The following is a 26,540-nucleotide window of genomic DNA, read 5'->3' as shown; positions in this document are numbered from 1 at the left end:
TATATTCCGTGGCACCAGTACATTCCCAAGCGTCCCGCGGTGAGAATCCTGAACAGGCCGACCGTACACCAATTCCCTCTCAGCTCTGCGGTCTGTCCATCTATGATGAGAACAAGCAGGAGTGGATTGAGAAAATCGACGGCGCCGAAAACACGGACTTTGAGAGTATCAAGGGCGGTATTTCGGACAGCTTCAAACGTGCCGCTGTTCTCTGGGGCATCGGCCGATACCTGTATCTGTTTGATGCAAAGTGGACTGCTATCGACGAGCGCAAGCGCATCGCTAATCCTGCCGAACTGACACAGTATTACACTGAGAAACTGAAAAAGCTCGGTCTGTGCACCGCGCAAAGCAGCAATAAAACCACGGCCTGCTACTGCGTCACTGGTCTGACCCCTGCACCTATTAAAAATTATCCAAACGCCGCATGGATTGACCTTACCACACCGGACGGTCGTGCACTGAAAGTTTTCAGCTTTGGCACAAAGCCCGGACTCGTGAACGGTATTCAGCTTCAACAGGCTTCTATTGTACAGCGAAACAGTGCAAATGGGAGCTACTATGAACTTGCCGACTATCAGGCGGCATAAAGGAGAGAACCACTATGACCAGTTTTGTTATCACGCAGCTGTCACTGTGCGGATTCCGCGGCTTTGCCACGGAGCACATCTGGACGCTGGGACAGCTCACCAAGATCACCGGCCACAACTATCAGGGCAAATCCTCGATTGCAGATGCCCTTGCATTTGCACTGACCGGTGCTCCGTACTTCGGCGGGCGTGATTTGGACCGACTGCACAACAACGACACTTCTACGATGTGGGTCGAAGTTGAGATTCACACCAACGAGGGACGTACCCACAAAATCCGCCGTGTTCGTCAGAACAGCCGTACCGTGTTATCCGTAGATGGTGCAACTACCACGCAGGAACACTTCGCGGAGCGGTTCGGCAGCAAAGATCTGATTCTTTCTCTTCTGAATCCACTGTACTTTACAGAAGTGCTTGGCGGCGACGGAAGAAAGCTCATCGAGCAGTATCTTCCACCGGTTTCGCACGAAGCAGTTCTTACTAAATTGAGCGAGCATATGCGCGGTATCCTTGCAAACGATGCCCTTGCCGTTCCGGCAACCTATATCAAATCCCGCCGCGATGAACTGAGGGAGCTTGAAAAGGACCGTTTAGTTTTGAGCGGTCAGCTTGAACAGACCGAACTGCAGCGCACGAAGCTGCAGAAAGAGCTGACGGAGAAGCAGACACTTCTCGCACATACCACAGCGGCTATCGCTCCGCTGGAGCAAAAGCAGGCTGCACAGGATTTCTCTTCTGTTGATTCGGAAATCCAGAAGTTATCCGAGCAGTACGATGCGGTACAGGACGATTCTGCTGATAAGGCACGTTCCGAACTGCGAGGCCAGTTGAACGCTATACGTTCCCGACAGTATTCCTCTGTAAATGCGGTCAAATTGCAGAAAATGCAGTCTGATCTGCAGCTTATGTACGGACGGTATAACGATGAAGCCGCACGGCTTGATTACCTGCAAAAGCAGGGCGCCTGTCCGACCTGTTTGCGCCGCATGGATGCAAACGCTATGTCCGAGGTACAGACCGCCTACGCCAAACGCCTGCAAAAAATCCGCACAGACGGCACCGCATTACGCCGGCAGAGCGAAGTACTTTCCAAACAGGAACAAGCACAGCGCCAGCAATTTGATGCATGGCGTTCCGGTGAAATCGCTCGTCTGGAGCAGGAATTGCAGAAACTTTCTTCTGTAACAACTGCCGAACAGCAGCGTGCGCTTATCAAGGCGCGAATCAAAGAATTAACTGCTGTTCGAGTGTTTGGCGGTTTGACTGATGCCGAACGAAAACAGTACGAAAAGCTGATGACCGAGAAAACAAGATTGGAAAGCGAGATCGCCACCATCGGCAAGCTACTTTCCAGTCTGCCGCAGGGACAAAAACAAGCATTGGATAACCTCGATGTGCAAATCCGTATGCTGAACGACAAGCTGACAGCAGCAAAAGCCTATCAGGCCGAACGTGCACAGCTTTTGTTTGCACCGGTTCAACTGCACAAAGCCACCCTTAAGCTGGTTGAGCCCATCAAAGAGAGCGGCGAAGTGCGCGATGTATTCAAACTGACCTATGATGGGCGCGACTATGTACAGCTTTCGCTGTCCGAGCGCGTGCGCTGCGGCTTGGAGGTTGTAGAACTGCTGACCAAACTCAGCAGCAGGAGTTATCCCTTGTTTGTAGACAACTCCGAATCGCTTTGTGACCTCGGTGCTGTGCAGCCTGCCGGACAGCTTATTCTGACCCGTGTTGTCAGCGGCCAGACCTTACAGGTGCAGGCTGTTGATACCGTACAGCGTAAGGCAGGGTGAGCATATGGGATTTATCACATTTCCAATCCTGCAAACAGCACGAAAAAGCGGACTTGCGGTCAATGATTCCGGCTCACAGCTGCACATCAACTGCCCGTTCTGCGGTGACACCAAGCGGAGGCTGTATCTGTATTCCAATACAGAGCAGTATCACTGTTTTCATTGTGGTGCCCATGGCAACGCGGTCAGCCTCTATGCACGCCGTACAGGCTTATCCTATGCGAGCGCCTATCACGTACTGGTGGCCGATGAAATGCTGCACTTCCCGCTTCCGGCGGTACAGAAGCCGCCCGAGCGTGAACCGGCAGGCATCGAACAGCGTGACGCTGTATACCGTGCCCTGCTGGACTTGCTTCCGCTGTCCGCAGAGCACCATCAAAACCTGTCCGGCCGAGGGCTGTCTGATCAAGCGATTGTGGCAAACAGCTATCGTTCACTGCAAGACGGAAAGGAACTGCGCGACAAAATTGCCGCGCAGCTCTCCTCTCGCTATGATCTCAACGGTGTACCGGGGTTCTATTTTCGTGATAATGCATGGCGGCTTTGCTCATACAGCGGACTGCTGATACCCATTCGTGCTATGACCGGCCAGATCCAAGGTATTCAAATCCGCCGCGAAAACACCAAACGCATGAAATATGTCTGGCTTTCCAGTGCCGGCAAGCCTTATGGCACTGCCGCACGAAGCTGGATCCATGTGACCGGAAACTGTGCGCAAAACACCGCAGTTATCACCGAGGGACCGCTGAAAGGCGATGTTGCCAGCGCGTTATCTGGTAACGCACTGTTCATCTGTGTTCCCGGTGTTGCTGCGATAAAATATCTGCCAGACACGTTAAAAAGTCTGCATCTGACCTCTGTTCAGGAAGCGTTCGATATGGACAAGCTGCGCAATCCGCAAGTCGTAGCTGCACGAAAGCGTCTACGACAAGTGGTTACCGATTGCGGCCTGCCCTGCAAAACACTTATCTGGAGTGAAAACTACAACGGCATAGACGATTATCTTGCCGCAAAACGAATCAGCTAAAGGAGAGATTTCTTATGACAAATCCTAACCAATTCATGGTCGTTCAGGGCAATAACCTTGATGAAACTCAACTGCTCGGTAAGTTCGTCTATTATTCTTTGGGCGATGTGCTGGTAGACAAGGCCGAGTTTGAGAACATCTGTAACGTTATGGACTTCCCGTATTCCGGCCGCCGTATTTCGGTAGTTGACGCTTTTCGGAGTGCAACCGGTCGTGTGATGCGCCGAGTTGAGGCAAATAGCAGAGGTTCGCAGGAGATTTTTCGGATTTATTGCCGCGATAACATGCACAATGGACAAATTTATTCGCGTGAGTTAGTACGTGAAACCGTCGGTTTAAGCACGAATCGCTACGAAAAGTTGGCAAATGTATGCTATGACCGCAGCAAGGATCAGATGTACTGCAATATCGAGCAGAACGATCCGACGGTCGATGTTGCTCAGCTCTGCGATGAAATGGAGCAGCGCTTTCAGGTCTACCGCAACTGTCTTGGACGCAGTCAAATCGACACGATTGTGACGCATTACCTTGCATCTCTGGATGCCTTGCCAATCTCGATATACGGCAAGCTGTACTTCGTCCCGCGCGACCATATGCACAAGGTTGACCTCTTTGAAGATTTTCTGGAAGCACTGAATCGCGCCAATCGCAACGATAAGCCGCTTATCGTCAACAGCTTCTTCGTAGCCGATGACGATAAACAGCGTGAAAAGATGACCGCGGAGTTTTATACTCTTGTCCGCAAAGAGGCACAGGAATATCAGGAACGCGCCGCTTATCTAATCAACAATGCCAGCCAGAGTCCTGCTATTCTGGAACGCTGGATCAACCGAATCCGTGAACTCGAGGAAAAGAAGCAGCGCTTCGAAGCCCTGTTCCGCAAGCAACTCGATGAAACCGACAACGAATTTGATACACTTCGCCTGTATTCGCAGGAATTGCAGATGCGGGCAATGGGATTGAGAGCCAATAAGGCCGCCTAATACCTTATAAACAGAAAACGCTCAGCAAAAGCTCGGTGGTCGTAAAACAGTAATATGTGAATTTCTTGGAACAGGCATGATTTCGGTCATGCCTGTTCCGCTTTTATCAGTTCATCCACAGGAATATAGCCAACAAGGTCATATTCGATATGTACCCTCTGTTTGCGCTTACCGCTGGACTTGTCCGGTGCCTCCACATAAACCGCCTTTACAAGCTCTCTGAGCGCATATGGTGTAAGTTCTGTGAGGTCGGTGTATCTGCGTGCCCGCTGAATAAACTGTTCAAGGTCTTCTATCTGTCATTCCTGTACTGCAATCTCTTTTTGCAGATTTACGATTTCAACTTTGAGCTGCGCCTGCTCATCCTCGTAGGTCTTGCTCATCATGGCAAAGCGATCATCGTTCAGCTTGCCCTTGGCGTTGTCCTCGTAGATTTTGATAAACAGGCGGTCAAGTTCCCCTATACGCTTTTCTGCCTGTGCCAGACGCTTCTTATATATCCTTATCCAGCATAGAATAATAACCCAACAGCATACTCGTCTAACTCTTTCAAAAAAGTATTGACTGCCTATTGAAGATCAATCAAGTTGGTATCAGTTACCTTTCTAACATCAAAGTTAAGACTGCTTAAAACACATTCAATGTCATTAGCATCATTTCTTGGATTATTTAATTTGTTTACATAAATGTAATCAGAATTTCCAATCACTAAGGCAATTCTATCGTTCATGTTATATCCCCTTGCACTTTGCTTTACAATCTTAGCATATCCCGCCGTCTGTGCTGTCTGTTAGACAACGCAGCGGTTAACCTATTTTTCTAAAAATTTGAAACCTGCAAGTTACTTGCAAAGGTCAAAACAAACTTTGCAAGCAGTGCACGTGTGTACACACATCGTGCGTTTTGCAAATTTCAGCGAAGCTGATTTTTGCAAAAGCTTGTTGGGAAGCATCCCAAACCATTTGACAATTTTTTCAAAATCAGCTACACTCCTGCGGAGCTGACATCACTTCAGATGGGAAAGAGAAAGCAGGATTTTTTTAATGCCTTCGTAAATTTCTTCCTGATTCTTTTTGATTTCTTCAATGTCAGCTTCGTAGATGTTACCCGTTGTGTTGAGCTGTTTGGCAATCTGGTTTTCGCTGTTGGATATCCGTTTCATTTTGGAAGTCAACTCACGGAGTTCGGGCATATCCAAATTCACAACATACCCGTCGATTGCCATTTTGCGGAGATAAGCACTCATGTTGTCCGTTCCCATCTGTGCCATTTTCTGTTTTATCAGGTCAAGTTCTTTTTCGTCTACAAAAAACTTGACCTGTATCGGGCGCTGACGGATTGCTGGTTTTCGTTTTTCTGCCATTGTGAATACCTCTAAAGCACTTCTTTTTTGCTGGTAGGTTATCTCAGCTCCCATATCATTTCGCTTAACCGATAGAACATTTCTTGTCGTTCTTCAATGGCTTGCTTATTCCAATCAGGCCAAGACGACAGCAGTGAGTTTGTTCTGTTGATAGCAGTATCCTGTCCTAAATTCACCAGTTCCGAGATAGAAGAAGTGATGTAGAATTTAGACTGTTTATAGTAAGTTGCCTTGTTTGCATAAACATCATTCTGGATTGATCTGTTGATGGTGTTTTCAAGCAAGGTAAGATTTCCAAGCCGGTTAATATATACAGAAAATTCTTCTTCATTCATGCCGTACAGTCCTTTATCTGTACAAGCCTGCGGCATAATGTGTTCAATCTCAACTGCTGTTTCCGTATAGGTAGTTAAATCCTCCACCGTAGTTTTCCCTAATTTCAATGCATCTACATACGCAGTAATTTTACCGAGAATAAACTTGATTCGATATTGCTGCATACTGTTCAACCCCAAGCGAAGGAAGTTGGATTTATTATCGAGTTTCCAGTCATTCACGGTGGGAATAATAGTGTTCTTTACAAAACAATCTAAGTCCTCTGCTGTAACGATATTGCGAACATCTCTGCACCACAATGCAAAAGTTCGCTCTGTGATATTGGTCGCTATTTTATCAATTACCGTGTAATAAACCACAGATTCAAGGATGCTTTTGAATTTGGCAAATGCCTCCGAGTTCATGTTGGAAGCCGCAAGAAGAAGCATCAAGTGCAGCTTATAGGATTTACCTGCCAGCAAAGGAATGTTCTTCAAATGTACATTTCCCTCTAATGCATCATCGGGCATCCTGCACTTAACATATAACTCAACATTCTGTGCCATTTTTTGAACAAACTGAAATGGAGCTTCTTCATAATGGCACTGAGCGTTGTTATTACTGAGCCAGGTATAGATCTGATCTTCACGGAGAATCCCATCTTTTTCGCTGGAGGTATCATAATTGGCCATGATAAAATAGCGAAGAAAACGGAGCGGCTTCTCATCAATTTTTTCCAGCGAACGGGTAATAGACTTCCAGTTCATATTTAGTTCTTTGAATTTGCTTCTGTCAACCTGACGGAAAACCATATTCTTAAGCAAATCCATCGGGTCAAGCCCTTTGCCTCGCTGATTGATTGTTTCAAAAATTTTCAGTGCATCAGAAATGTCATAAGTTTCAATACGAATAAAGCTTGTTTTGTTTAGCAGAAATACAACAAATTTTTTCAAATCAGCGATTTGGGGGAATTGTTCCTGCAAAAAGTCCTGAATCGTCTTGAATGCGTCGAACAGTCTTTCTCCCGATTGAGTGATATAGTTCGGTCTTTCCTGTCCTTTTTCAATCAGCTCTAAACAATTTCCGGCATCTTCATACTGAAGCTGAAGATGATACAAGTTAATAACATCACCCTCACTATTCATGGTTGGGCTATAAATTAAATTTTCAATAACACTGGTTTGTTCACCATGATCCATGTAGATTTTTTTGATTGCACACAACAGAATAAAAAATGTGGTAAGGCGCTGCTGTCCGTCAATCAACTCAAACTGGCTGCCAGAGTCATAAGTTACAATAGTACCAAGGAAATAAGCCTTTTGACTATCGGTATTGTAAGCATCAAGTAAGTCTGCCAATAGCTGCTCTACCTGTTCGTCTTTCCAAACATACTCTCGTTGATAGTCGGGAACAATGTAGTGATTCTTAAATGCGGAGTTGATCGAGTGATCGTTATATTTAATATGCGTATCGGCCATCGGTTTCATCCTTTCCGGTAAATCGGCGTGTGTACACACATTATTATACAAGAAGGCACCATATTTTTCAAGATTAGTTTCCAAATTCACTGGATTAAAGCATAACTTTTCATGAGCACATTCTTGCCCAAACAAGAGCTGCCCCGCTGAATGGCAGGGCAGCTCTTGTTCGTCACCAAAAATCAATCAAGGTTTTGGTATTCTGTAACTGTCTTGAGGTAGACAGCAGGATCGCCGTTAAGGATTAAATCAGCATATGCAGCAGGGTCATTATCGATCAGGTAGTCGAGTTCCGACTGTTGATACATATTATTCACTACCTCGTTTTCCACAGCGATAGTGTCGATAGAAACCATGCTGCCGTCTGAAAAGCAAAGCTCTACACAAGCAGTATCAAGGTTAAATTCACAAGATAACAGGTGTTTCATGGTAAATACCTCCATAATTCTAATATTTTGTTGCAAAAAAGAACGATGCCGGTCATGCAACTCGACATCGTTTTTTTCGTTGTTGTTTCCAACCCTGTCAGACAGATGCCGTAAAATAGTAATTTTTTAGAATTACTGCCTTACGAGCACCCATCTAAAGCTGGGCGTTTTCTGTTTTATTTAAGATGAAATTCCATACGCTTTTCAGGTTTCGTGATTTTTCGAATCGTTCCAAGCGGATCAACTTCACATTTATATAGTTTGGACAAGCTGAAAAATGGAATAGATGTACGCATATACTGCTTATCCAACGTAGAGATTTCAAATGTGCCGCTTTTACTTCGAACCTTACCTCTGAGAAAATATCCATGGTCTACTTCAATAGAATCGGAAGAAGTTGTGCTTTTCAAAGTGATTGCTTCTGGCAGTTCGATATAAATCACGTCATTTTGATAAAGGGAAAAGATAAAATCATGTTCATCCATCAATAACATACGATCCGGATTTTTGGTTGCCGCTCGTAATGGCAGAGCATCTTGCAACGTATCCTTAACATAGATAGGCACGAAGTAATAGGCCTGATCAGCTGTACGGAATACATCAATGCGAATCATATCGCCATTAATGCCGATACCACCGCGAACGCGTACGAAGCTGCGCGGACGCTGTATAATAGGAACCGATTTAACCAAAGGACCACGCAGACCATTGGATTTAGGCTTATAAAAAGGTTCTGCAAAAGCCTCCGATGCATTTCCGCCAAATGCAATAAGACGCTTGCGCAGTGCAGTATACAGCAGACGATCACGTTCCGGCTGAAAATAGTCAGCAATTTCCCTATCATTATTCAGCTTTAATTTGGTAAGTGGAACTTTGGCCACGATTTGGTCACCGCGACTGCGTAATATGGTATCACGATGAGCGGCACCGCGAACTCGATGCTGTGACATATGAGAAAAACACTGCTTGTTGGATGCACAAAGTGAAGCGAATTCTGTCTGCAAGGAATTCCATGGTCGAAATAGAGTGTTTTCATAATTCCCCATAAAGAAGTTGGACAGCTGCTCACAGGTATGTGTGTCAATGATTGCCGTAAGGATAGCATTTGCAGCAGGTTCCATTTCAATAGGTACATTATCAAATACGCGTTCCGTGCTCAGACCGGTTATTCGTGTCTTTAACGACGATACAGTCACATCTGTATTACTGGATGCAGATAGCGTACGATGTAGGAAAACAGCAAAAGAACTAAGGAGCGACGAAGAATTATACAATGAACGCTGTTTCTGATCAATACTATTCTGTTCATTCCACTTGGTCGTCAAAAGATTTGTTCGAGTTTTGCGATGGTTACTTTTACAAGCGCGTTGACGAAAATCTTCATTCATACCAAACAATGCTCCAGGCAGCGCAGTGCGCTTATCGGAAGCAGAACGAAGAACTAATACAAGGTTCTGTGGGCTATGATCATAGCTATCAGCATAAGGAATGATATGATCTACAGAAGTTTCTGACGACGATAAAACCTGGTTTAATGTCAGCGGAGTACCCGTATAGATGCACTGGTGATCTTGCCTATGCCATAATAGAATACGATTTCTTTCATCATTTGTTAGATTGCGCTGAAGAGTTTTGCTTGCGTAAACCAGAAATGGCTGAATACTTTTTTCGTAGGCAGCCATTGTTTTTTGATATTTTTTACGAATAGCCCTAGGCGCACCCATAGAATATGATGTACTGAACTGGATGGTGGTAGGCATTCCATATTCACGAATAAGTGCTTTGATCAAAACAATAGACTGAGACAGAACACGCTCCGTAATAGGACGGGCAATGTGATGAAATTTTTTGAAATTCAGCGGTCCATTATACGCAAAGGGATTATTAGGATAGGCTTTATCCCGTGCTTCATCGGCAGACATGCCCTTCTCCAGAAATGGCAGCATCTGTCCGATAGCTTTGCGAGAATAGAAATCGCGTTTAATAAGGTGTGCATTAATCAGAGCTTCGCACAGCTCTTTGGAAAACCCATAGGCTTTTAACTGCTTTTTCCATTGGTCATTCGGTGTAGAAACGAACATGATGAGAAGTTTTTCCCAATGTTTGTGCAGGATGCCTTGTTCATCCGGAAACTGTTTGGAAAGTGCCGTGCGGAGTTGGCGACCATGAGGTGTAACGAAATCTTTGACTGCAGACGCGGAATACGCATGGCCATTGAGATGCAGTGTCAGAGGAGTATCGGATTCCAGATGCAGTACTTTGCGCGTAGCCGCAAGGACACCCGATGGGTTCTTGGTGCAGGCAGCACGAATCTTTTGCTTTTGCTCATCTGTTTTTTCAATAATCTGTGTGTTATGAACAATAGAGTACGGTGCATTGACCATACATAAGAAGTGAAAGCGTTCTGCAAGCGGAGTGACTGTCGGACAGCATTCATGCTGTGGCTCGAGGGGACAATAAATGCCGCTGACCCGGCGTTTATGACGTGCATAAGGACTATTAGGACCCGGACCATTCGTGATATGGCGCTGGCGGCAAAGAATCTCGGTATATTTCTGTTCAAAGGCTTCAGTGGCAAACGGATTGCCTAAACTGAGCTGTGCATAAAAGAGAAGCACGACTTCATCGCGAATCATATCACGAGTAACGCAAGTAATATACGGTTGTCCGGTTTTGAACGGAGCGAATACGCCGTTCGGACGAAATCGAGCATCACGATAGAAGAGTTCACCGACAGTACGATATTTGTACTTCTCCATTTGTTGCTGATTTTCACGAATCGATTTACGCATTTTAGCGTCATTGCAGAGAACCATAGAAGACTCGAGTTCTCCTTCATACTGAAAACCTCGATGATGCGCAATATGGTACAATACATGAACCCACTCTTCTGGTGTCAGCTGGCGCTCCAGACCTTCTGTACGTAACTGCCACAAATAATCCACAGACTTGTGGACAAGTTTTTCGATGGGCGGCAGACCAACTTGTTCAAAAAGCTCACGCAGTTTTGAGAAACGATAACGGATACGCGCATAGCGGCGGCGAGTCAGTCGATACCTACGACGTTCAATGCCAGGTACAGCGCCATTGAACGGATTTTCGGCAACAGAGAAGAAACGAACACCCATACGTTCGAGATGACAGGCTTCACCCTGCTCATTCTCGCTGATTACCGCCCAACCGATTTTATCATTATCCAGATGTAAACCAATTCTATACTTCATAGTAAATCTCCTGTAATACAAAGATATCCCGACACAAGGCCGGGATAGAGCTTTGTGATGCCAAACCTGGGTGTGGCAACGCTGCTTTCTATTGTTGCGTTAGAAAACATCTTTAGTATAATGGTAAAAAGAAAGATTTGCAATAGAAAAATTTGCAACGGTAACTGCAAGGACATATTGCAAGTGACTACTCATAAAAAGAATCTACACTATTGCTATTATCGTGCATTGATGTTATACTATTTTTGCTAAAATTTTTTAAGACTGTGGCTCCCCTGCTTTTAAGTTGCGTTAGAGAGATGGGAGTGCTCAGATCTTCTTACCCACGAGGACCTGTACGTTTAGATACAGGTCCTTTATTATACCACGGAATATCTAATACTCTGGTGTTTTACTTTTATCTACATTTTATATATACTGTTGGCGAACACTAAATTTGTCAAAAAAAATTTTTTCTTTTCATATTTGCTTATGCAAATTTACTTTTTATGTTTTATTTTGGAACATATTTCTTGCACTAATTTCCCTATATAAAGTTATGAATACACTATATTTTTAATTTTTCATCATCCTTTTCTTTCATATTAGTTTTTTCATATGCAATCTCAAAAAGATTCTCGCACTGGTGCTGGCGTTCGCTTGCGCGTTCACCATGTTCGCCGGTGCAGCGTTCACGGATTCGGCTGACATTAAGGTTGACGCTGAAGTTGTGGACACTCTGGTTGCTCTGGGCGTAGTAAATGGCTACGACGATGGCTCTTTCAAGCCCAACGGCACCGTAACTCGTGCGGAGATGGCGAAGATGATCTACGTCCTGCGCACCGGTAACTCTGACGCTTCGGCGTACAACGACGACAAGACCTCTTTCACCGACATTGGCTCCCACTGGGCTCGTGGCTACATCAAGTACTGCCAGTCTCTGGGCATCATTGCTGGTAAGAGCAACACCAAGTTCTGCCCGAACGACAAGGTAACCGCTCAGGAAGCTGCAAAGATGCTGCTCGTAACCCTGGGTTACGATGCTGCCAAGGCTGGTCTGACTGGTCCGTCCTGGGCTGCTAAGACCAACGCACTGGCTGACGAGAACGGCCTGCTGGAGGATGTTAACACTTCCTTCACCGCTGCTTGCCCGCGTCAGTACGCTGCACAGCTGATCTACAACACCATCGACACCCCGACCGTTGTATGGCGCGACGATGCTTACACCAACGTAACCCTGCTTGGCACTGACAACAAGACCGTTGGCGAGAAGTACATGGGCCTGCAGAAGTGGATCGGTACCTTCGAGGGCGACAGCAGCATCGTATCCGCTAAGGATGGCGAGATTACTGTTAATGGCTCTATCGATGGTCAGCACAAGACCGTTACCAACAGCACTTCTCAGGTTTCTGCTGTAGCTGCACAGTTCAAGGCTGACTTCGACAACAAGTATGTTGGCGAGGAAGTTTCCGTACTGTTCAAGGACGGCAACACCGGTACCAAGAACCAGCCGGACGCTAAGGACACCATCTTTGGTATCTATGTAACCGGCAACACCAAGGTTTACAACATCGTTAAGGGCGATCTGCAGTCCTGCTCTGACGCTGGCAAGATCAAGTTCAACGACAAGAAGTATGATGTTGCTGCACATACTGCTAACGATGATGTAATCGTTACCAACTTTAACACCACTATTGATGCTGATCATATTGATGCTGCTACTTCCAACAACCAGACCACTGGTGCTACCGCAGCTGAGGTTGCTACCTACATTACCCGCAACTACAAGGTAAACTCTAACGATGCTATCAAGTTCGTTACCAACGACGACAACAAGATCGTTAAGGCTTACGTTACCACTTCCAAGTTCGGCAAGGTTTCTTCCGTAACTTCTTCCAAGATTGGCGTTGAGGGCCTCGGCACCAAGGATCTGGATGACTGCGTAGTATACGACGGCATCAAGGCTGGCGATCTGGTTCAGTACGTTGAGGCTTATCAGTCCTCCGAGCGTAAGAACATCATCACCAAGGCTGAGACCGTTGAGGGCAAGATCGAAGCATTCAAGGCAAGCGATTCTCAGATTCGTGTAAACGGCAACTGGTACAAGTTCTCTGCTAACACTGCAGTAGCAACTGATTTCACCAATTCCGCTCTGACCTCTAGCGACGTAGACGACACCTACAAGCTGATCGTAGACGGCAAGTACTACGTTGCTTACAACAAGATCTCTGGCTTTAACAACTATGCAGTTGCTACCGTTGGTACCACCGAGTTCGGCGATACCCGCGTTAAGCTGCTGAAGGCTGATGGTTCTGAGACCACCACCACCGTTGACGAGCTGAAGGACGGCGCTGCACTGCCGACCACTGGTACTCCGTCTGTTCTGGATACTTCCAAGGCAGCTGGCAAGCTGTTCGCTTACAACCTGAAGTCCAGCGACTCCAAGGTTGACCTGAGCGCTAAGGATTACACCAATGTAGCTTCTATTGCTTCTGGTTCCTTCAACGGCGATGCTAAAACCGTAACCTATACTGTTTCCGGTAGCTCTGCTGTTTCCAAGATCGTAGCTTCTGATGCTGCTATCTTCGTATACAACACCACCGACAGCAAGTGGAAGGTTTACACTGCTAAGGATCTGGGTAACTTCTCTCTGGCTGCACAGAACGTTCAGTACATTGTTGATGATAACAAGATTGTTGCTCTGGCAGTTAAGGCAAGCAGCTTCCCGACCGGCGGTTCTGACTCTACCGCTTACGGCTACGTTACCAACCGCATCGACACCAAGCTCGGCGACGACACTGTTGTTCAGCTGACCATCTGGAACGGCTCTGAGGAAGTTACCCTGAACGTTGACGGTTCTTCCTGCTCTGCATACCGTGGCGACTTTGTTGAGTACCCGATCATCGCTTCCGATGCTAAGGCTAACAACTCTGACGTTAAGGTTGAGTCGACTACCGGTACCACCCGTTTCGCAGTAGTTAAGGTTAAGTCCGTTGAGGATAAGCGCATCATCACCACCACCGACAAGGTTGGCGTTGATGGTAAGGTTATCAACGGTCAGGATGCTGCTTGGACCCTGACTTCTGACACCGTTAAGATCGGCGTTAACACCGATGACAAGGAGAAGTCTGACAACAACTCCGTTGTTGCTTACACCAAGACCTTCGGCGATGACTACGCTAACGCAGCTATCTTCTACGAAGCAAAGTCCGGCTACAATGAGATCAAGGCTATCTTCATTGACTCCGACAACAAGCTGCAGTCCTACGTTCAGGATTCTAGCGCTTCTGCTCAGGGCAATGCTGGTGCTGCTTACACTGTAGTTGCTCCGACCGTTTCTGGCGTAGCTGGCGTAACCGCTACCGCAGATAAGACCTCTGCTGTAGCTGGCGAGACCGTAACTGTAACTGTTGCTGTAGCTGCTAACTCTGCTGCTAATCAGGTAACTGTTTCGGCTACCAATGGTACTGTTTCTCCGGCAACTGCAACTACGGTAGCTGCTGGCCACACCTACACTTTCACTGTTGTTGTAGGCTCTGCTGCTCCGGTTATCACTGTAACCGCTGCAACCGTTTAAGTTTTACTTAAACATAAAGAAAACCCCGAGGAAATCCTCGGGGTTTTCCTTTTGCCATTACTTAATGGCCAGGTAGGTATACACACAGGTATTCTGGTTCATGGCACAGCTGGAGTTATGCAGGACTGCAAAGCCTTCATCGGTGATGCCCAGCGCAATGCGTTCACCGTACATAACCGGAGAACCATCGGTTGCCAGACCGCCGTACATTGCGTTACCGTAACTGGTGTAATAGCCCTCGCGGAACAGCAGCACGGCCTTCGGACGATAGCCAAGTTTGATTTCACGGTTGGCCTGACCATCGCCGATGTAATGCGATGCGGTAATCTCTGCCTTGCAGGTCAGGACCTGTCCGGCCTGTTCCAGACGCTGCTGCAAGGTGGCGTCCATATTGCTGCGTGTGTTAGCTTCTGTCTGCACCGAGCTTTCGATTGCAGTGAAGCGGTCGCGCACGTCTTGTGCCAGCTTGTCGCCGTCTACACAGCCGCTCGGCAGCTTGCCCACCGATGCGTCACGCACCTGCTTCTGCACGTTTTCGATCGCGTCCTGAACGGTCTGCGCCGGTACGCCTGCGCTTTCGTGGTAGCCCATCTTAGCCGCTGCAGAGAAGTCGATCAGTGCATCGCACAGCCCATTGAACGACTGACGCAGTTCCTCTGCCGAGGAGTCAAAGTACGCTTTCAGGTCGCGTGCGGACATGTCCGGCTGGTCCGGCAGATCCACAATGCGCTTGCTGAATACCTGCTGACGATTTGCTTCGAATCCCATAAAAATTACCTCCTAAACTCGCATGGTGTTTTGATGTGAGTAATAGAATAGCCGATTTTTCTGAAATTGCAAGAAAAACTTTTCAAAATCGCGAAAATTTTTGAGGGTAAAGGATATCATTGAGCAAAAATATTTTCAAGAGATAATAATAGAATCATACTTTGGTTAGTACGTCTTGCGATTAAAATTGACAATGAAATCAATCACATATATACTTAAATAAAAGATAACAGCATCGCCGTTTAACAGATTATTACAGAAATATTTTAGATGAGGGATATCGATGAAGTGGTTTTTATCATTAGATGTAACCGTACAAGCTGCGCTGATTGGAGTTGGTGGTTCAGCATTAATAGCTGTTATATCTGGCCTTTTCAGAATTGCAAAAAAAAGACATTCAAGTGAAAAGAAGCCTCATTCCACAATAATAAACCAGACATCATCTGGAAATGATAATACCTTTATTGGAATTCAGAACAACCATACTGGAGGGAAAAATGATGACTGATACGACAGAAATCCATCAAAATGCAGGATTGGGTGCACACGGAAACACATTCATCGCAGAGCAGAATAACGGATTATCTGTGGAAGATGCTACTACGATGGCATTTACTATATTTCGTGAGTATTATCCACAGTTGCGAGAAGAGATGCTCTCTGATCTATACAAAATACTGGAAGAGAAGCTAAAAAATATAACGCCAGAGAATATTATCCCACCATCTCCAAGAATCGCAGTACCGACTTTACAAAATGCAAGTATAACGGAAGATATATCGATAAGGGAATTATATGCACAATTACTGGCTAACTCCATGGATGCGACGATAAAAGATGGGGTGCATCCGGCTTTTGTGGAAATTATAAATCAACTCAGTCCCGATGAAGCTAAGCTTCTCCGTTATTTATTTACACAACTAATTGTACCGACAGTTACATTGAAACGTGTGAATGAACAGAATGAGGGCAATGACATCATTAAAAATTTTTCTAATATTGGCGAACTTGCTGAATGTGAAAATCCATTGAAAATCAGTGAATACTTTGACAATTTACTTCGTCTTGGATTACTTGAAAGTTCAGAAACGGCTTCACTTGTTGACAAGGCTCTATATAATCCATTAAAAGAACATGAATATATATTATCTCAAATAAATATAATTACTTCTCAAGAGCCGCCATTTAATAAATCTCATCTAAAAGAGGGCTATATGGCAATGACGGACTTCGGACGATCTTTTTGTAAGATTTGTCTACCTACTATGTAAGTGCTATGATAATTTATAAAAGATATTTCCAGCAAGTTAATATTCAAAGTGGTAAATTTGATTTGAACAGACTTTATCATTAGTTTAGATTATACTTGGTGCGCAAGTTCAAATGATTACGGGTGAGAAATATGACCTTAATGTGTGGATTTAATATAGGTACGTTTAAGCAATTCTACCGATTTAAGGACAAAACCCCCGAGGATATCCTCAATGTCAGTAAGTTAAGCTGGCAAATCCTCCTGCCTTCAAAAATGAGAAGGCAGGAGGATTTTTTTGTAATCAATCAAAGGAAGACCGTTACGACAAGGTTGACAGCAAGGACACCATCGTAATGTTCGTAAATTCTGATGATTCTGAGGGCGTAACCGGTATGGATTACACCAACATCAATCTGGCTTACGCATTCGACAGCGACTTCTGCATCACCTCTTATGATAAGACCTCTGGCACTTACACCATTACCGGTCTGTCTGAGGACGCTACTCCGAACGTAATGGCTTACTTCGACGATAACGATCAGATCACCGTTCTGGTTGTTGACGTAAACCGCAACATTACCGAGTGGTAATTTGTTCGGAAAACCGAATAACTTGTTTGGCTCCCGCTGAATGAGTAAAGGCTCCCCCGAGGAAAAATTTCCTCGGGGGTATTATTTGTGCGCTCACTTGCAGTGAAGGGTAAGTTATGCTATTGTATTATCAGCATGGAATGTTTTGGTTAAGATAAAAGTCGCGCAAAAGAGCGCGAATGTTTCGCGCACCCGACCCTTGCAAAAGGTCCCTAAAACTCTTGCAAAAGGGCTCGCCCCGTTCGCGCACCAGAAGGTGAGTATTGGGGCTCGACTCTTACAATCCTAACAAGTGTATTTGGTGTTGAAGGTGCTCACCTTTTGACACCCTTGCAAGACTTTTCTATTGACGGACACAATCCAAGTAATGTGTAGTTAATCCTGTTACATCTTCAAGAATTCGCTACTCAGCGCTTAGTATTAAGCCTGTTTAGATTTTTTGCGGTCATCAGATGGCAAAACGTGCAGTTTAGGACGTTTATTCGCTGTTGCACGCACTTCACCCGCATGAATATAGTCTTTTGTCTTGTTATGCGTCAAGTCCAGCATATCAGCGATTGCAGCCACACTGATACCGGCCTTTGCATTTGTATAGGCCAGATCTTCCTGATCTTCACGCGACATGGTGTCATTGATTCGATCACGACGAGAGTAAGCCATGGTTAGCACTCCTTTCCATAGTGCAGGAAAACCCCGCTCAAAAGAGCGGGGTTTTCGATTGTGCTGAATAAGAACTTATACAGCAGCGCCGGTTACGGTGATTGCCGTGCCAAGAGCGATAACCTTAACGGTTGCCTTGCCAGTAGCATCGAAAGTAACCTTCTGAGTGGTGCTCTTGCCGTCAGCTGCAAATACAGCGCCGGTCAGAGTTACCTTCTGCTCAGAAGAAGCAGTAGCAGTCAGAACCAGATCGTAGGACTTACCAGCCTCGAAAGTATCTGCGGTGCAGGTAACGCCGGTAACGGTACCAGACTTAGCGATCGTGGTAGAATTCTCGTTCATGCCCTTCATCTTGCCCTTTACGTCGAATACGATGAATGCCAGATCAGCGTCGTCGTTGGAGCCGAAGGTCTCATCCATTACGAAGTAAGCGTTGATGTAGTACTTGCCGGAGTCAGCGATCTCCTCAGCTGCGAACAGAGCAGTACCGGACTTGCCGATCTGATCGTCGTCGTCAGCGTCGGAATCAACGTTCAGGATCTTGGTATCCTTGGTGATGTTCAGCTTGTTAACGCCGTCAACAGTTACCCAAGAATCGCCGTTTACGCCCTGTACGCCAGCGTAGTACAGAGTAGAGGTGTCCTCAGAACCCTTAGCTACAGCAGCAGTGAACTTAGCGCCGGTGTAGGTCTGTACATCGTTGATATAGCCGTCCTCATCGATGGTGGAGTAGCCGATTACCATGCCCTTGTCGCGAGCGCCAGCAGAGTAGGAAACCTTCTCAACAACGTCTACGTTCTTCTCGCCGTCCCAGATGGTGTAAGCGGTGCGATCGTCGCCGGTCTTGTAGCCAGTCTTAACGATGTAAGCGTAGTTGTCGTTGGAGTGACCGGTCTTGTCAACGTCACCAACGTAAGCAGAAGCCAGCATGATCTTGGTCAGACCGTTGGTCTTCTTGGTGAACGCAGAGGTCAGCGTGCCCTGATCGCCGGTAGCCAGAGCCTTGTACTGCTTGCCGGTTACAACCTTGCACTTGCCGGAAGACTGAACCAGAACAACCTTAGCGTTGTCATCCATTGCATAGGTAGACTTGTAGGTGTTGTAATCCTTACCAACGCCGGATGCCAGCGCCTTATTGGAATCAAAGGAAGTATTTGCGAAGCTGGTGATGATCTCCTGAGCCTCGTAATCGTTGTACTTCTTGCCAGAAAGCTGAGTCAGCTTGTAGCCGTCCTTGGACTCGGAGTAGCTGTAAGCAGTACCCAGAGCAGCGGTGAAGGAATCGCCGTTGGACTTAACAACCTTGTCCAGAGTTACGGTCTTGGTGGTGCCATCAAAGAAGGTCAGCTTAACCTGATCGCCAGTGATGGTGTCACCGCCGATACCGGTAACAACTGCTACGGTCGGCAGAGCGCCGTTGGAATCGTCAGAGCTGATATCCAGAGCAACGCCGTTTACAACGTAAGCCTTTACCTTGTCGCCGGTGTCAACGTCAGAGAAAGCCTTAGCAGCGTTGTACCAGGTGGAGCCGATCTTGTACTGAACATAGCCAGTCTTGGTCTTGAAGCCGTTTACGGTGTCGTTCAGAACGTCAGCCTTAACAACGTCCTTGTTGTCCTTGTACAGGTTCTTGGAAACTACTGCGTAGTCGTCCTTAGCAAAGCCCTCAGCGATGTTCTCGTCAGCAGCCTTGTAGGTGTCGCCAGCAACGATCTCGGAAGAAGAAGCGTAAGTTACCTTAGCAGCGGTCTTCTCGATAACGATAGCGGTGTCAATCTTGTTGTCGCCGTCGGAATCAACGAAGGTTACCTCGGACAGGGAGGTGTTGCCGTTGGTCTTCTCAGCGTTCAGGGCATCACCCTTGTCGAAGTAAGAAACAGCTTTCTTGCCCAGCTCGGAAGCACCGTTGATACCAACAAAGTAGGTGTCGATGTTGTTGGAATCAACAGAGTAGGAAGTGCCATCAAACTTGATCTTCTGACCGTCCTTCTCAACGTCGTTCATCAGAGTATTGTAAACGGTGTTGTCAGAGATAGCATAAACGCCCAGAACATTGTTCAGCTTGCCATCCTTGAACATTACCTTAACCTTCTGGCCCAACAGGGAGGTATAATTCTCAGCTACCTTGGTGAACTTAACCGGATTAGCGGTATAAGTATGGTAGTTGTCAGAATCGTAGTTTTTGTCCAACTTGATGGACAGAGCATCCTTGTCGATGGATACCAGAGTACCATAGTCTGCGCACAGACCCATGTAAGCGTGACCTACGGTCTCCTTAACGCCGCCGTTCAGAACATCGTCGAAGGACTCGGAGTCCTTGGACCACTTAACACGGTTAACGTCCAGAGTGTTGTAGATCATCTGAGCTGCGTACTGACGCGGCAGGCCCTGCTCCAGAGCAGCGTTAACGTCGTCCAGAATGCCAGCAGCGCCAGCGTACTTCAGGGTGTTGGTGCGCCATGCAGAACCGGTCAGACCAGCCTTGTCGGTGTCATAACCAGCTACAACCAGCAGCATCTTAGCAGCTTCAACGCCGGTTACCGGAGAGTCCGGGTCAAACTTGTTGTTGCCCTTACCGGCGATAATGCCCTGGGACTCACAGAACTTGATGTAGCCCTTTGCCCAGTGGTTGCTGATGTCAGTCAGCTTGGAATAGTTGCTCTGATAAGCAGAGTCATCGATCTTGTTGTTGCGAACAACGAAGATCATCTTGGCCATTTCCGCACGGGTAACGACCTTGTTCGGCTGGTAGGAACCATCGGTGTAACCGGTGATTACGCCCAGCGAAGAGAGCATGTTCACAGCGTCAGTAGCCTTGATATCAGCCTGATCCGTGAACGCCGCACCAGCGAACATGGTGAATGCACAAGCGAACGCCAGCACCAGTGCGAGAATCTTTTTGAGATGGCATATAAAAATCTCAAAGTTGGGACTAAATCGTATTCTCAGAGAAAAATGTCGAGAATCGAGAACATTTTACAGATTTGTGCGTCTAACAATATGAACCATATTATGGATAATAAGTTGCAGACTTCATGCGTTCAATGCAAAAAACATTTCGTCAGTATAAACAAAAATTTGAATAGATTTTGTACAGATATTCATTTCTCTGCTTCACACATAGGATGTGAAATATCCATTTATTTACTCAATTCTGAGCATACCGATATTCACGAAATAGTTGAATTTGCGAATGATTTTGAAGAAAATAATCCATCTATCGTTTGACTTTATTCTTTTGTATGCAACCTCAAAAAGATTCTCGCACTGGTGCTGGCGTTCGCTTGCGCGTTCACCATGTTCGCCGGTGCAGCGTTCACGGATCAGGCCGACATTAAGGTTGACGCTGATGTAGTGGACACTCTGGTATCGCTGGGCGTAATCGAAGGTTTCGAAGACGGCTCCTTCCAGCCGAACGGTACTGTAACCCGTGCTCAGATGGCAAAGATGATTTACGTTCTGCGCACCGGTAACTCTGACGCTTCTGCGTACAATGACGACAAGACTTCCTTCACCGATATCGGCTCTCACTGGGCACGCGGCTACATCAAGTACTGCCAGTCCCTGGGCATTATCGCTGGTAAGTCCAACACCATCTTTGCTCCGAATGCGTCTGTAACCGCTCAGGAAGCTGCCAAGATGCTGCTCGTAACCCTGGGTTACGATCCGGCTAAGGCTGGTCTGACCGGTGCTGGCTGGGCTGCAAAGACCAACGCACTGGCTGACGAGAACGGTCTGCTGGAGGACGTTAACACTTCCTTCACCACCGCTTGCCCGCGTCAGTATGCTGCACAGCTCATCTACAACGCAATCGACACCCCGACCGTTGTATGGCGTGACGACGCTTACACCAACGTAACTCTGCTCGGCGACGACAACAAGACTGTTGGCGAGAAGTATATGGGTCTGAACACTGCTGAAGGCGTTATCGAGTCCGTATCCAAGGAAGACGGCAAGACCACCTACAACATGACTCTGACCAATGTTTCCAAGAAGAACGGCACTGAGTTTGTTGCTTCCAAGAACAGCAATGACAAGTTCTACGCTGACGTAAACTTCACCAAGGTTGCTAAGGACTACACCTCTCTGAAGAACGTGAAGGTTAAGGTTCTGTACAAGGGCACCGACAAGGTTTACGGTGTATTTGCACTGTCTGAGGACAACACCACCCTGTCCGGCGTTCTGGGTAACTTCAAGCAGGATGGCTCCAAGCTGAAGTACAACGATGTTAAGTATTCTGTTGCAGCTGCAGATAAGTCCATGGTCAAGATTGACAATGGTTCTACCAACAAGCTGACTACGAATCAGACCATCGATCAGTGGGTTAAGGCTGAGAAGAACGGCATGGCTAAGGCTTTCGACACCAAGGCTATCTCCAACGACGGCACTTCCAAGATCAACCTGCTGGACGTTCAGTCTTTCGCAGTTGCTCAGGTAACCTACGTTGGCAAGGATTACATCAACGTATCCAAGAAGGCTGACGATACTCTGGCTACCTACACCATCTCCAAGCTGGAAGATGATGAGGCTGTTTACCCGTCCGACCTGAAGAAGGACGACTACGTTGCAGTTACCGCTAAGGCTAACGTACCGGAAGAGAAGTACGGCGTTACCAAGCTGGAGACCGTAACCGGCAAGATCACCTCTACCAAGAACTCCGGCGATGATGACTACAAGGTTCAGATCGACGGCAAGTGGTACGAGATGGCTATGGCTAAGACTGGCTCCAACTCCTACTACGGCAACAAGGAAATCAAGCTGAACGACACCGCTGCAGTTGTTGTTAAGGACGGCTACATCGTTTACGTTGACGACAACAAGGCTTCTACCTCTGATATCGCTCTGGTTATCGAGGTTGCTCAGACCTCTGGTGTAGGTTCCAAGTGGCAGGCTGACATGCTGTTCGCTGACGGCAGCCGCAAGACTGTTGAGCTGAACGACAATCCGGGTGCTGGTTTCTGGACTCCGGCTGTTTCTGCTGAAGCTAACGCATTCCTGGCTTCTTACGAGATCTCCAACGGCAAGTACAAGCTGACCACCATCTCTAAGCAGGCTGTTCCGAGTGGCTATGATGCTTATGATGCTGTAACCACTAAGAGCAACACCGTTGACAGCAACAAGATGACTTCCGGCGATGTTAAGTACATCTCCACCGATGCAGTTGTATACGTTCGCTACAAGTCCGGCAGCGACACCAAGTACCGTGTAACCACCGGTACCGACATGCGCAACTGGAGCAAGAACAGCAAGTTCGCTTCTCAGGCTCTGGCTAAGGAGTCCAACGGCTACAACTATGCTCAGGTTGTATTCGCTAATATGGACGCAGGTCTGCCGGGCGGTTCCGGCGTAACCTACGCTTACATCTTTGGTTCTTCCTCTACTCGTGAGAACGACACCGACTACATCGTATACGAGGCTTGGAACGGCACTCAGGACGTTAAGCTGAAGGTTGAAGGCTCTACTGTTCAGTACAACGAAGGCGCAGTTGTTGAGTACACCGTTGATTCTGAGGGTGTTGCAACTCTGACCAACGTTGCTAAGAAGGACGAGTGGACCAAGGTTGGTGCTATCACCGGCTACGACTACAACGCTGACAAGATGGATGGCACGATCTCCATCAAGGCACAGGGTGACACCAAGGCTGCTGATTATGAGATCGACACCGATGACGATGCATACGTTCTGTTCATCGACACCGATGACGGCTCTGGTGCTCAGGGTGTAGTTCAGAAGGCTGCTGATAAGGCTGGCGATTCTGACAAGTACATCGCTAACGCAGCAGTTAAGGATCTGGGCAATGGCAAGGTAATCATTGTTGTTGACTCCACCAACGAGCTGAAGACCTCCCTGTTCACCAATACTGACCTGTCTGGCGGTATTGCTAAGTAAATACTGTTTGGCTTCGCTGAACACAACAAAAACCCCCGAGAACAAAGTTCTCGGGGGTTTCCCTATTTTGCTGTAAGGCTATGCTTTGGTCAGCGTGAGCTGATTACTGAAGCATAGAAGCAGCGTCTACAACCCAAGCAACAGTAGTGTGCATCTGAGTATCGGTGTAAACGGTAGCACCAGTGAAGGTAGCGCCTGCCTTGATAACCTTAGCGGACAGGGTGGTACCAGCAACAGAGGTGGTCTCGTTGGTCTTAGAACCAGCTGCGGTGTATACGTCAGCAGAAGTGATAGATGCAGTCTTCTTAGCAACTACCAGCTTAGCGTCTACAGAAGCCTTTACCTTGCCCAGCTCAGTAGCGGTAACAGTACCGGTCAGGGTCAGGGTCTTGCCAGCCGGAACGGTTACGTTGGCGTCGATAGCAGAAGCGTCAACGGTAACGTCGCCGGAAACCAGAGCAGCTGCAACGTCAGCAGCAGTTGCGCTGTTCAGAGTAACAGTGCCGTGCAGCTTATTCTTAACGTCAACCACCAGCAGGTCTACGTCAGCGTCAGCAGCAGTGCCGTCCAGCTTGTAGATTACGTTGTTGAAGTAAGCGTTGCCGAACTTGTCAGCCTCAACGATGGAGCCGGTGGTGTAGCCAACGTGCTCATCAGTATCAACGTACAGAACCTTGGTATCAGCGGTGATTTCGTTCTGGTTAGTGCCGTCGAGGTTACCTTGGTCTGCTTGTCGTTTACGCCCTTGATAGCACCCTCGATGCCGGTGATAACTGCAACGTCCTCGATCTCCTTATCAGCGTTGATGGAGGAGTAGCCGATTACAGTACCCTCGGTACGATCGTTAACATTGGACTTCTTCTCGGTTACGGTTACTTCCTCAGCGCCGGTCCATACCTTGTAGGTAACGTAGCCGGTAGCGGAAACGTAAGCGGAATCGGTGATGTAGCCGTAGTTGTCGTTGGTGTCAAACTGAGAAGCAACACTGTTTACGCCTACTACAGCGTAGGTTACCTGGGTCAGACCGTCAACCTTAGAGGTGAAGGCTGCAATGCCGCCAGCTGCGTAAACATTGCCGGTGGAAGTGCCTACCGTCAGAGTCTTCAGCTGCTTACCGGTGATAGCCTTGGTGTCAGTGGTAAGCGCCTTGTTAGTGCTAACAGTATCAACCAGGATTACCTTAGCATTATCGTTAACCTTGAAGCCGTCAATGGTCTTAACCTTAGCACCAGAAGTTGCAACGGTCAGACCGCCTGCGTTTGCAGCAGTTGCTGCAGAACCAGTGGACTTAGCAGTGTAATCGCCGTACCAGTCAGCAGTGGTGTTCAGTTCCTTGAAACGGTACTCGTTCTTTACGATCTCGTACTCGTAAACAGCACCGACCTTGAGATCATCCGGATCAACATAGCCATCTGCAGAGTGATCCTCGGTATCGTAAGCAACAATGGATTCCTTGCCATCAAAGTCAACAATCTTAACCTTGTCGCCCTCGATGTTGGAGCCGATTGCCTTGATTACGCAAACGTCGCCAACCTTGCCGGACTCGCCAGCGGTGCGCTTAGCGTATGCAACAACACCGTTGTAAACCCAAGCGTCAACCTTGTTGCCAACCTGAACGGAGTTCATGTCAGCGTTGGAGTACTGGTTGTACCAGGTATCGTCGATGCGGTACTGGTTAACAGAACCAGTAGTGGTCTTGGTGCCGTTGATGGAACCGGTGATCTTGGTAGCCTTAACTACGTTCTTGCAATCCTCGAAGGTGTTTGCGTAAACAGCTACGTAGTCGTCCTTAACAATGCCGTCAGCGATCTTCTCGTCCTCGAACTTGTAGCTCTGGCTGCCAGCAATGATTTCCTTGGTGGAAACGTAGGTAACCTTAGCCAGTACAACCTCGGTAACGATAACGGTGTCGATCTTGTTGTTGTCGTCGGTATCAGCCAGAACTACTGCGTTAGCAGAATCCTTGTCAACCAGAGCAGCAACGGAAGTGGTAGACTTGGAAACAGAGCCGCTTACCGGAACAGTGTACAGGTTGATGGTAGAATCAACGCTGTAGGAGGTGCCGTCAAACTTGATCTTGTCGCCGTCCTTGGACAGAGCGTTCTGAACAGTGGTGTAAACGTGGTTGTCAGCGGTTGCGAAAACGCCGATAACATCGCTGGTCTTCTTGAACAGAACCTTAACCTTCTGGCCCAGCATAGAGGAGTAATCCTTCTTCAGCTTGGTGTAGGACTGGTCGCCAGAGTTGCCAGAAGCATTATCTTCATCGCGATCCAGAGTGATCTTGAAGGTTTCCTTACCAACGGTAATGATAACGCCGGTATCGGACTTCAGATTCATGTACTTCTCGCCAACGGTCGGGTTATAGTTGTTCAGGTTAGCACCGGTAACCATCTTCATGTTGGTGTACTCGCCGTCACGAAGAACAACGGTCGGAGCAAAGATGGTGTTGTAGATCAGCTGTGCAGCGTACTGACGCGGGCAAGCTGCGGTGAAAGCGGTGTTAACGTCTTCCAGCAGGCCGTTCTCGTCAGCCAGTGCGTTGGTCTTGGATGCCCAACCGGTGCCTACCAGACCAGCCTTCTGAGCGTTGTAACCCAGGGTTACGAGCAGCATCTTAG

20 protein-coding genes are annotated in these 26,540 nt (G+C 47.3%); 9 read left to right on the top strand and 11 right to left on the bottom strand.

Annotation, left to right across the window (positions count from 1 at the left end):
* The first annotated feature begins 8 nt into the window (after positions 1–8).
* The 4 genes from DXB00_RS07855 to DXB00_RS07840 are packed head-to-tail and all read left to right on the top strand — an operon-like array spanning position 9 to position 4,396.
* Positions 9–590, top strand: coding sequence for a Rad52/Rad22 family DNA repair protein (locus tag DXB00_RS07855; RefSeq protein WP_199697271.1), 582 nt, complete (start codon positions 9–11; stop codon positions 588–590).
* A 14-nt stretch (positions 591–604) separates the two neighbouring features.
* Entirely contained in the window at positions 605–2,386 is a 1,782-nt protein-coding gene (locus tag DXB00_RS07850) for an AAA family ATPase (RefSeq protein WP_119214741.1), read from the top strand.
* A gap of 4 nt (positions 2,387–2,390) precedes the next feature.
* On the top strand, positions 2,391–3,413 hold the full coding sequence (locus DXB00_RS07845; RefSeq protein ID WP_119214740.1) for a CHC2 zinc finger domain-containing protein: 1,023 nt from the start codon (positions 2,391–2,393) through the stop codon (positions 3,411–3,413).
* Positions 3,414–3,427: 14 nt separating this feature from the next.
* Entirely contained in the window at positions 3,428–4,396 is a 969-nt protein-coding gene (locus tag DXB00_RS07840; protein ID WP_119214739.1) for a DUF6744 family protein, read from the top strand.
* An 86-nt stretch (positions 4,397–4,482) separates the two neighbouring features.
* Here the strand turns inward: DXB00_RS07840 and DXB00_RS17165 are convergent, their stop codons facing one another.
* The 6 genes from DXB00_RS17165 to cas9 all read right to left on the bottom strand — a co-directional run bounded on the left by DXB00_RS17165 (position 4,483) and on the right by cas9 (position 11,204).
* Positions 4,483–4,692: a DUF4368 domain-containing protein gene (locus DXB00_RS17165; RefSeq protein ID WP_305143094.1), complete on the bottom strand. Its 210-nt coding sequence runs from the start codon at positions 4,690–4,692 to the stop codon at positions 4,483–4,485.
* A gap of 272 nt (positions 4,693–4,964) precedes the next feature.
* On the bottom strand, positions 4,965–5,126 hold the full coding sequence (locus tag DXB00_RS07830) for a caspase family protein (RefSeq protein WP_119214738.1): 162 nt from the start codon (positions 5,124–5,126) through the stop codon (positions 4,965–4,967).
* A 276-nt stretch (positions 5,127–5,402) separates the two neighbouring features.
* On the bottom strand, positions 5,403–5,759 hold the full coding sequence (locus tag DXB00_RS07825; RefSeq protein ID WP_119214737.1) for a plasmid mobilization protein: 357 nt from the start codon (positions 5,757–5,759) through the stop codon (positions 5,403–5,405).
* Positions 5,760–5,797: 38 nt separating this feature from the next.
* Positions 5,798–7,738 carry a DUF262 domain-containing protein gene (locus tag DXB00_RS07820; protein WP_119214736.1) on the bottom strand — a complete coding sequence of 647 codons (1,941 nt, stop codon included), beginning with the start codon at positions 7,736–7,738 and terminating at the stop codon, positions 5,798–5,800.
* Positions 7,735–7,980 (bottom strand): DUF6061 family protein, encoded by a 246-nt coding sequence (locus DXB00_RS07815; protein ID WP_119214735.1) that lies wholly within the window; start codon positions 7,978–7,980, stop codon positions 7,735–7,737. The genes DXB00_RS07820 and DXB00_RS07815 overlap by 4 nt, the downstream gene beginning before the upstream one ends.
* 176 nt (positions 7,981–8,156) lie before the next feature.
* A complete protein-coding gene (gene cas9, locus DXB00_RS07810) occupies positions 8,157–11,204 on the bottom strand; it encodes a type II CRISPR RNA-guided endonuclease Cas9 (protein WP_119214734.1) in 3,048 nt (1,015 codons plus the stop codon).
* 625 nt (positions 11,205–11,829) lie between these two features.
* On the opposite strand from cas9, the gene DXB00_RS07805 reads away from it, so the two are divergent.
* The gene (locus DXB00_RS07805) at positions 11,830–14,760 is read left to right on the top strand and encodes an S-layer homology domain-containing protein (RefSeq protein WP_119214733.1); all 2,931 of its coding nucleotides are present in this window, start codon (positions 11,830–11,832) and stop codon (positions 14,758–14,760) included.
* 57 nt (positions 14,761–14,817) lie between these two features.
* Here DXB00_RS07805 and DXB00_RS07800 read toward each other — a convergent pair whose 3' ends face one another.
* Entirely contained in the window at positions 14,818–15,528 is a 711-nt protein-coding gene (locus DXB00_RS07800) for a hypothetical protein (protein ID WP_119214732.1), read from the bottom strand.
* Between the two features lie 283 nt (positions 15,529–15,811).
* On the opposite strand from DXB00_RS07800, the gene DXB00_RS16335 reads away from it, so the two are divergent.
* From DXB00_RS16335 to DXB00_RS07785, 3 genes are all read left to right on the top strand, one after another.
* A complete protein-coding gene (locus DXB00_RS16335) occupies positions 15,812–16,036 on the top strand; it encodes a hypothetical protein (RefSeq protein ID WP_158581277.1) in 225 nt (74 codons plus the stop codon).
* Entirely contained in the window at positions 16,026–16,799 is a 774-nt protein-coding gene (locus DXB00_RS07795; RefSeq protein ID WP_158581276.1) for a DUF4393 domain-containing protein, read from the top strand. Before DXB00_RS16335 ends, DXB00_RS07795 begins: the two co-directional genes overlap by 11 nt.
* A gap of 334 nt (positions 16,800–17,133) precedes the next feature.
* Positions 17,134–17,370 carry a hypothetical protein gene (locus tag DXB00_RS07785; protein ID WP_119214729.1) on the top strand — a complete coding sequence of 79 codons (237 nt, stop codon included), beginning with the start codon at positions 17,134–17,136 and terminating at the stop codon, positions 17,368–17,370.
* A gap of 420 nt (positions 17,371–17,790) precedes the next feature.
* Here DXB00_RS07785 and DXB00_RS07780 read toward each other — a convergent pair whose 3' ends face one another.
* Complete coding sequence (locus DXB00_RS07780; RefSeq protein WP_119214728.1) at positions 17,791–18,030, bottom strand: hypothetical protein; 240 nt, start codon at positions 18,028–18,030, stop codon at positions 17,791–17,793.
* A 75-nt stretch (positions 18,031–18,105) separates the two neighbouring features.
* On the bottom strand, positions 18,106–20,913 hold the full coding sequence (locus tag DXB00_RS07775; protein ID WP_119214727.1) for an S-layer homology domain-containing protein: 2,808 nt from the start codon (positions 20,911–20,913) through the stop codon (positions 18,106–18,108).
* Positions 20,914–21,300: 387 nt separating this feature from the next.
* Here DXB00_RS07775 and DXB00_RS07770 point away from each other — a divergent pair, with 387 nt between their 5' ends.
* Positions 21,301–23,919: an S-layer homology domain-containing protein gene (locus DXB00_RS07770; protein ID WP_119214726.1), complete on the top strand. Its 2,619-nt coding sequence runs from the start codon at positions 21,301–21,303 to the stop codon at positions 23,917–23,919.
* 103 nt (positions 23,920–24,022) lie between these two features.
* Here DXB00_RS07770 and DXB00_RS07765 read toward each other — a convergent pair whose 3' ends face one another.
* Both DXB00_RS07765 and DXB00_RS16330 read right to left on the bottom strand, forming a co-directional pair.
* Complete coding sequence (locus DXB00_RS07765; protein ID WP_119214725.1) at positions 24,023–24,451, bottom strand: hypothetical protein; 429 nt, start codon at positions 24,449–24,451, stop codon at positions 24,023–24,025.
* Positions 24,452–24,498: 47 nt separating this feature from the next.
* Positions 24,499–26,540: hypothetical protein (locus DXB00_RS16330; RefSeq protein ID WP_158581275.1), on the bottom strand; the 2,042-nt coding region annotated here is incomplete at its 5' end.

It is taken from the genome of Butyricicoccus sp. OF10-2, assembly GCF_003481925.1.
Lineage (GTDB): Bacteria > Bacillota > Clostridia > Oscillospirales > Butyricicoccaceae > Agathobaculum > Agathobaculum butyriciproducens.
This window is presented reverse-complemented; position numbering and strand designations above follow the sequence as displayed.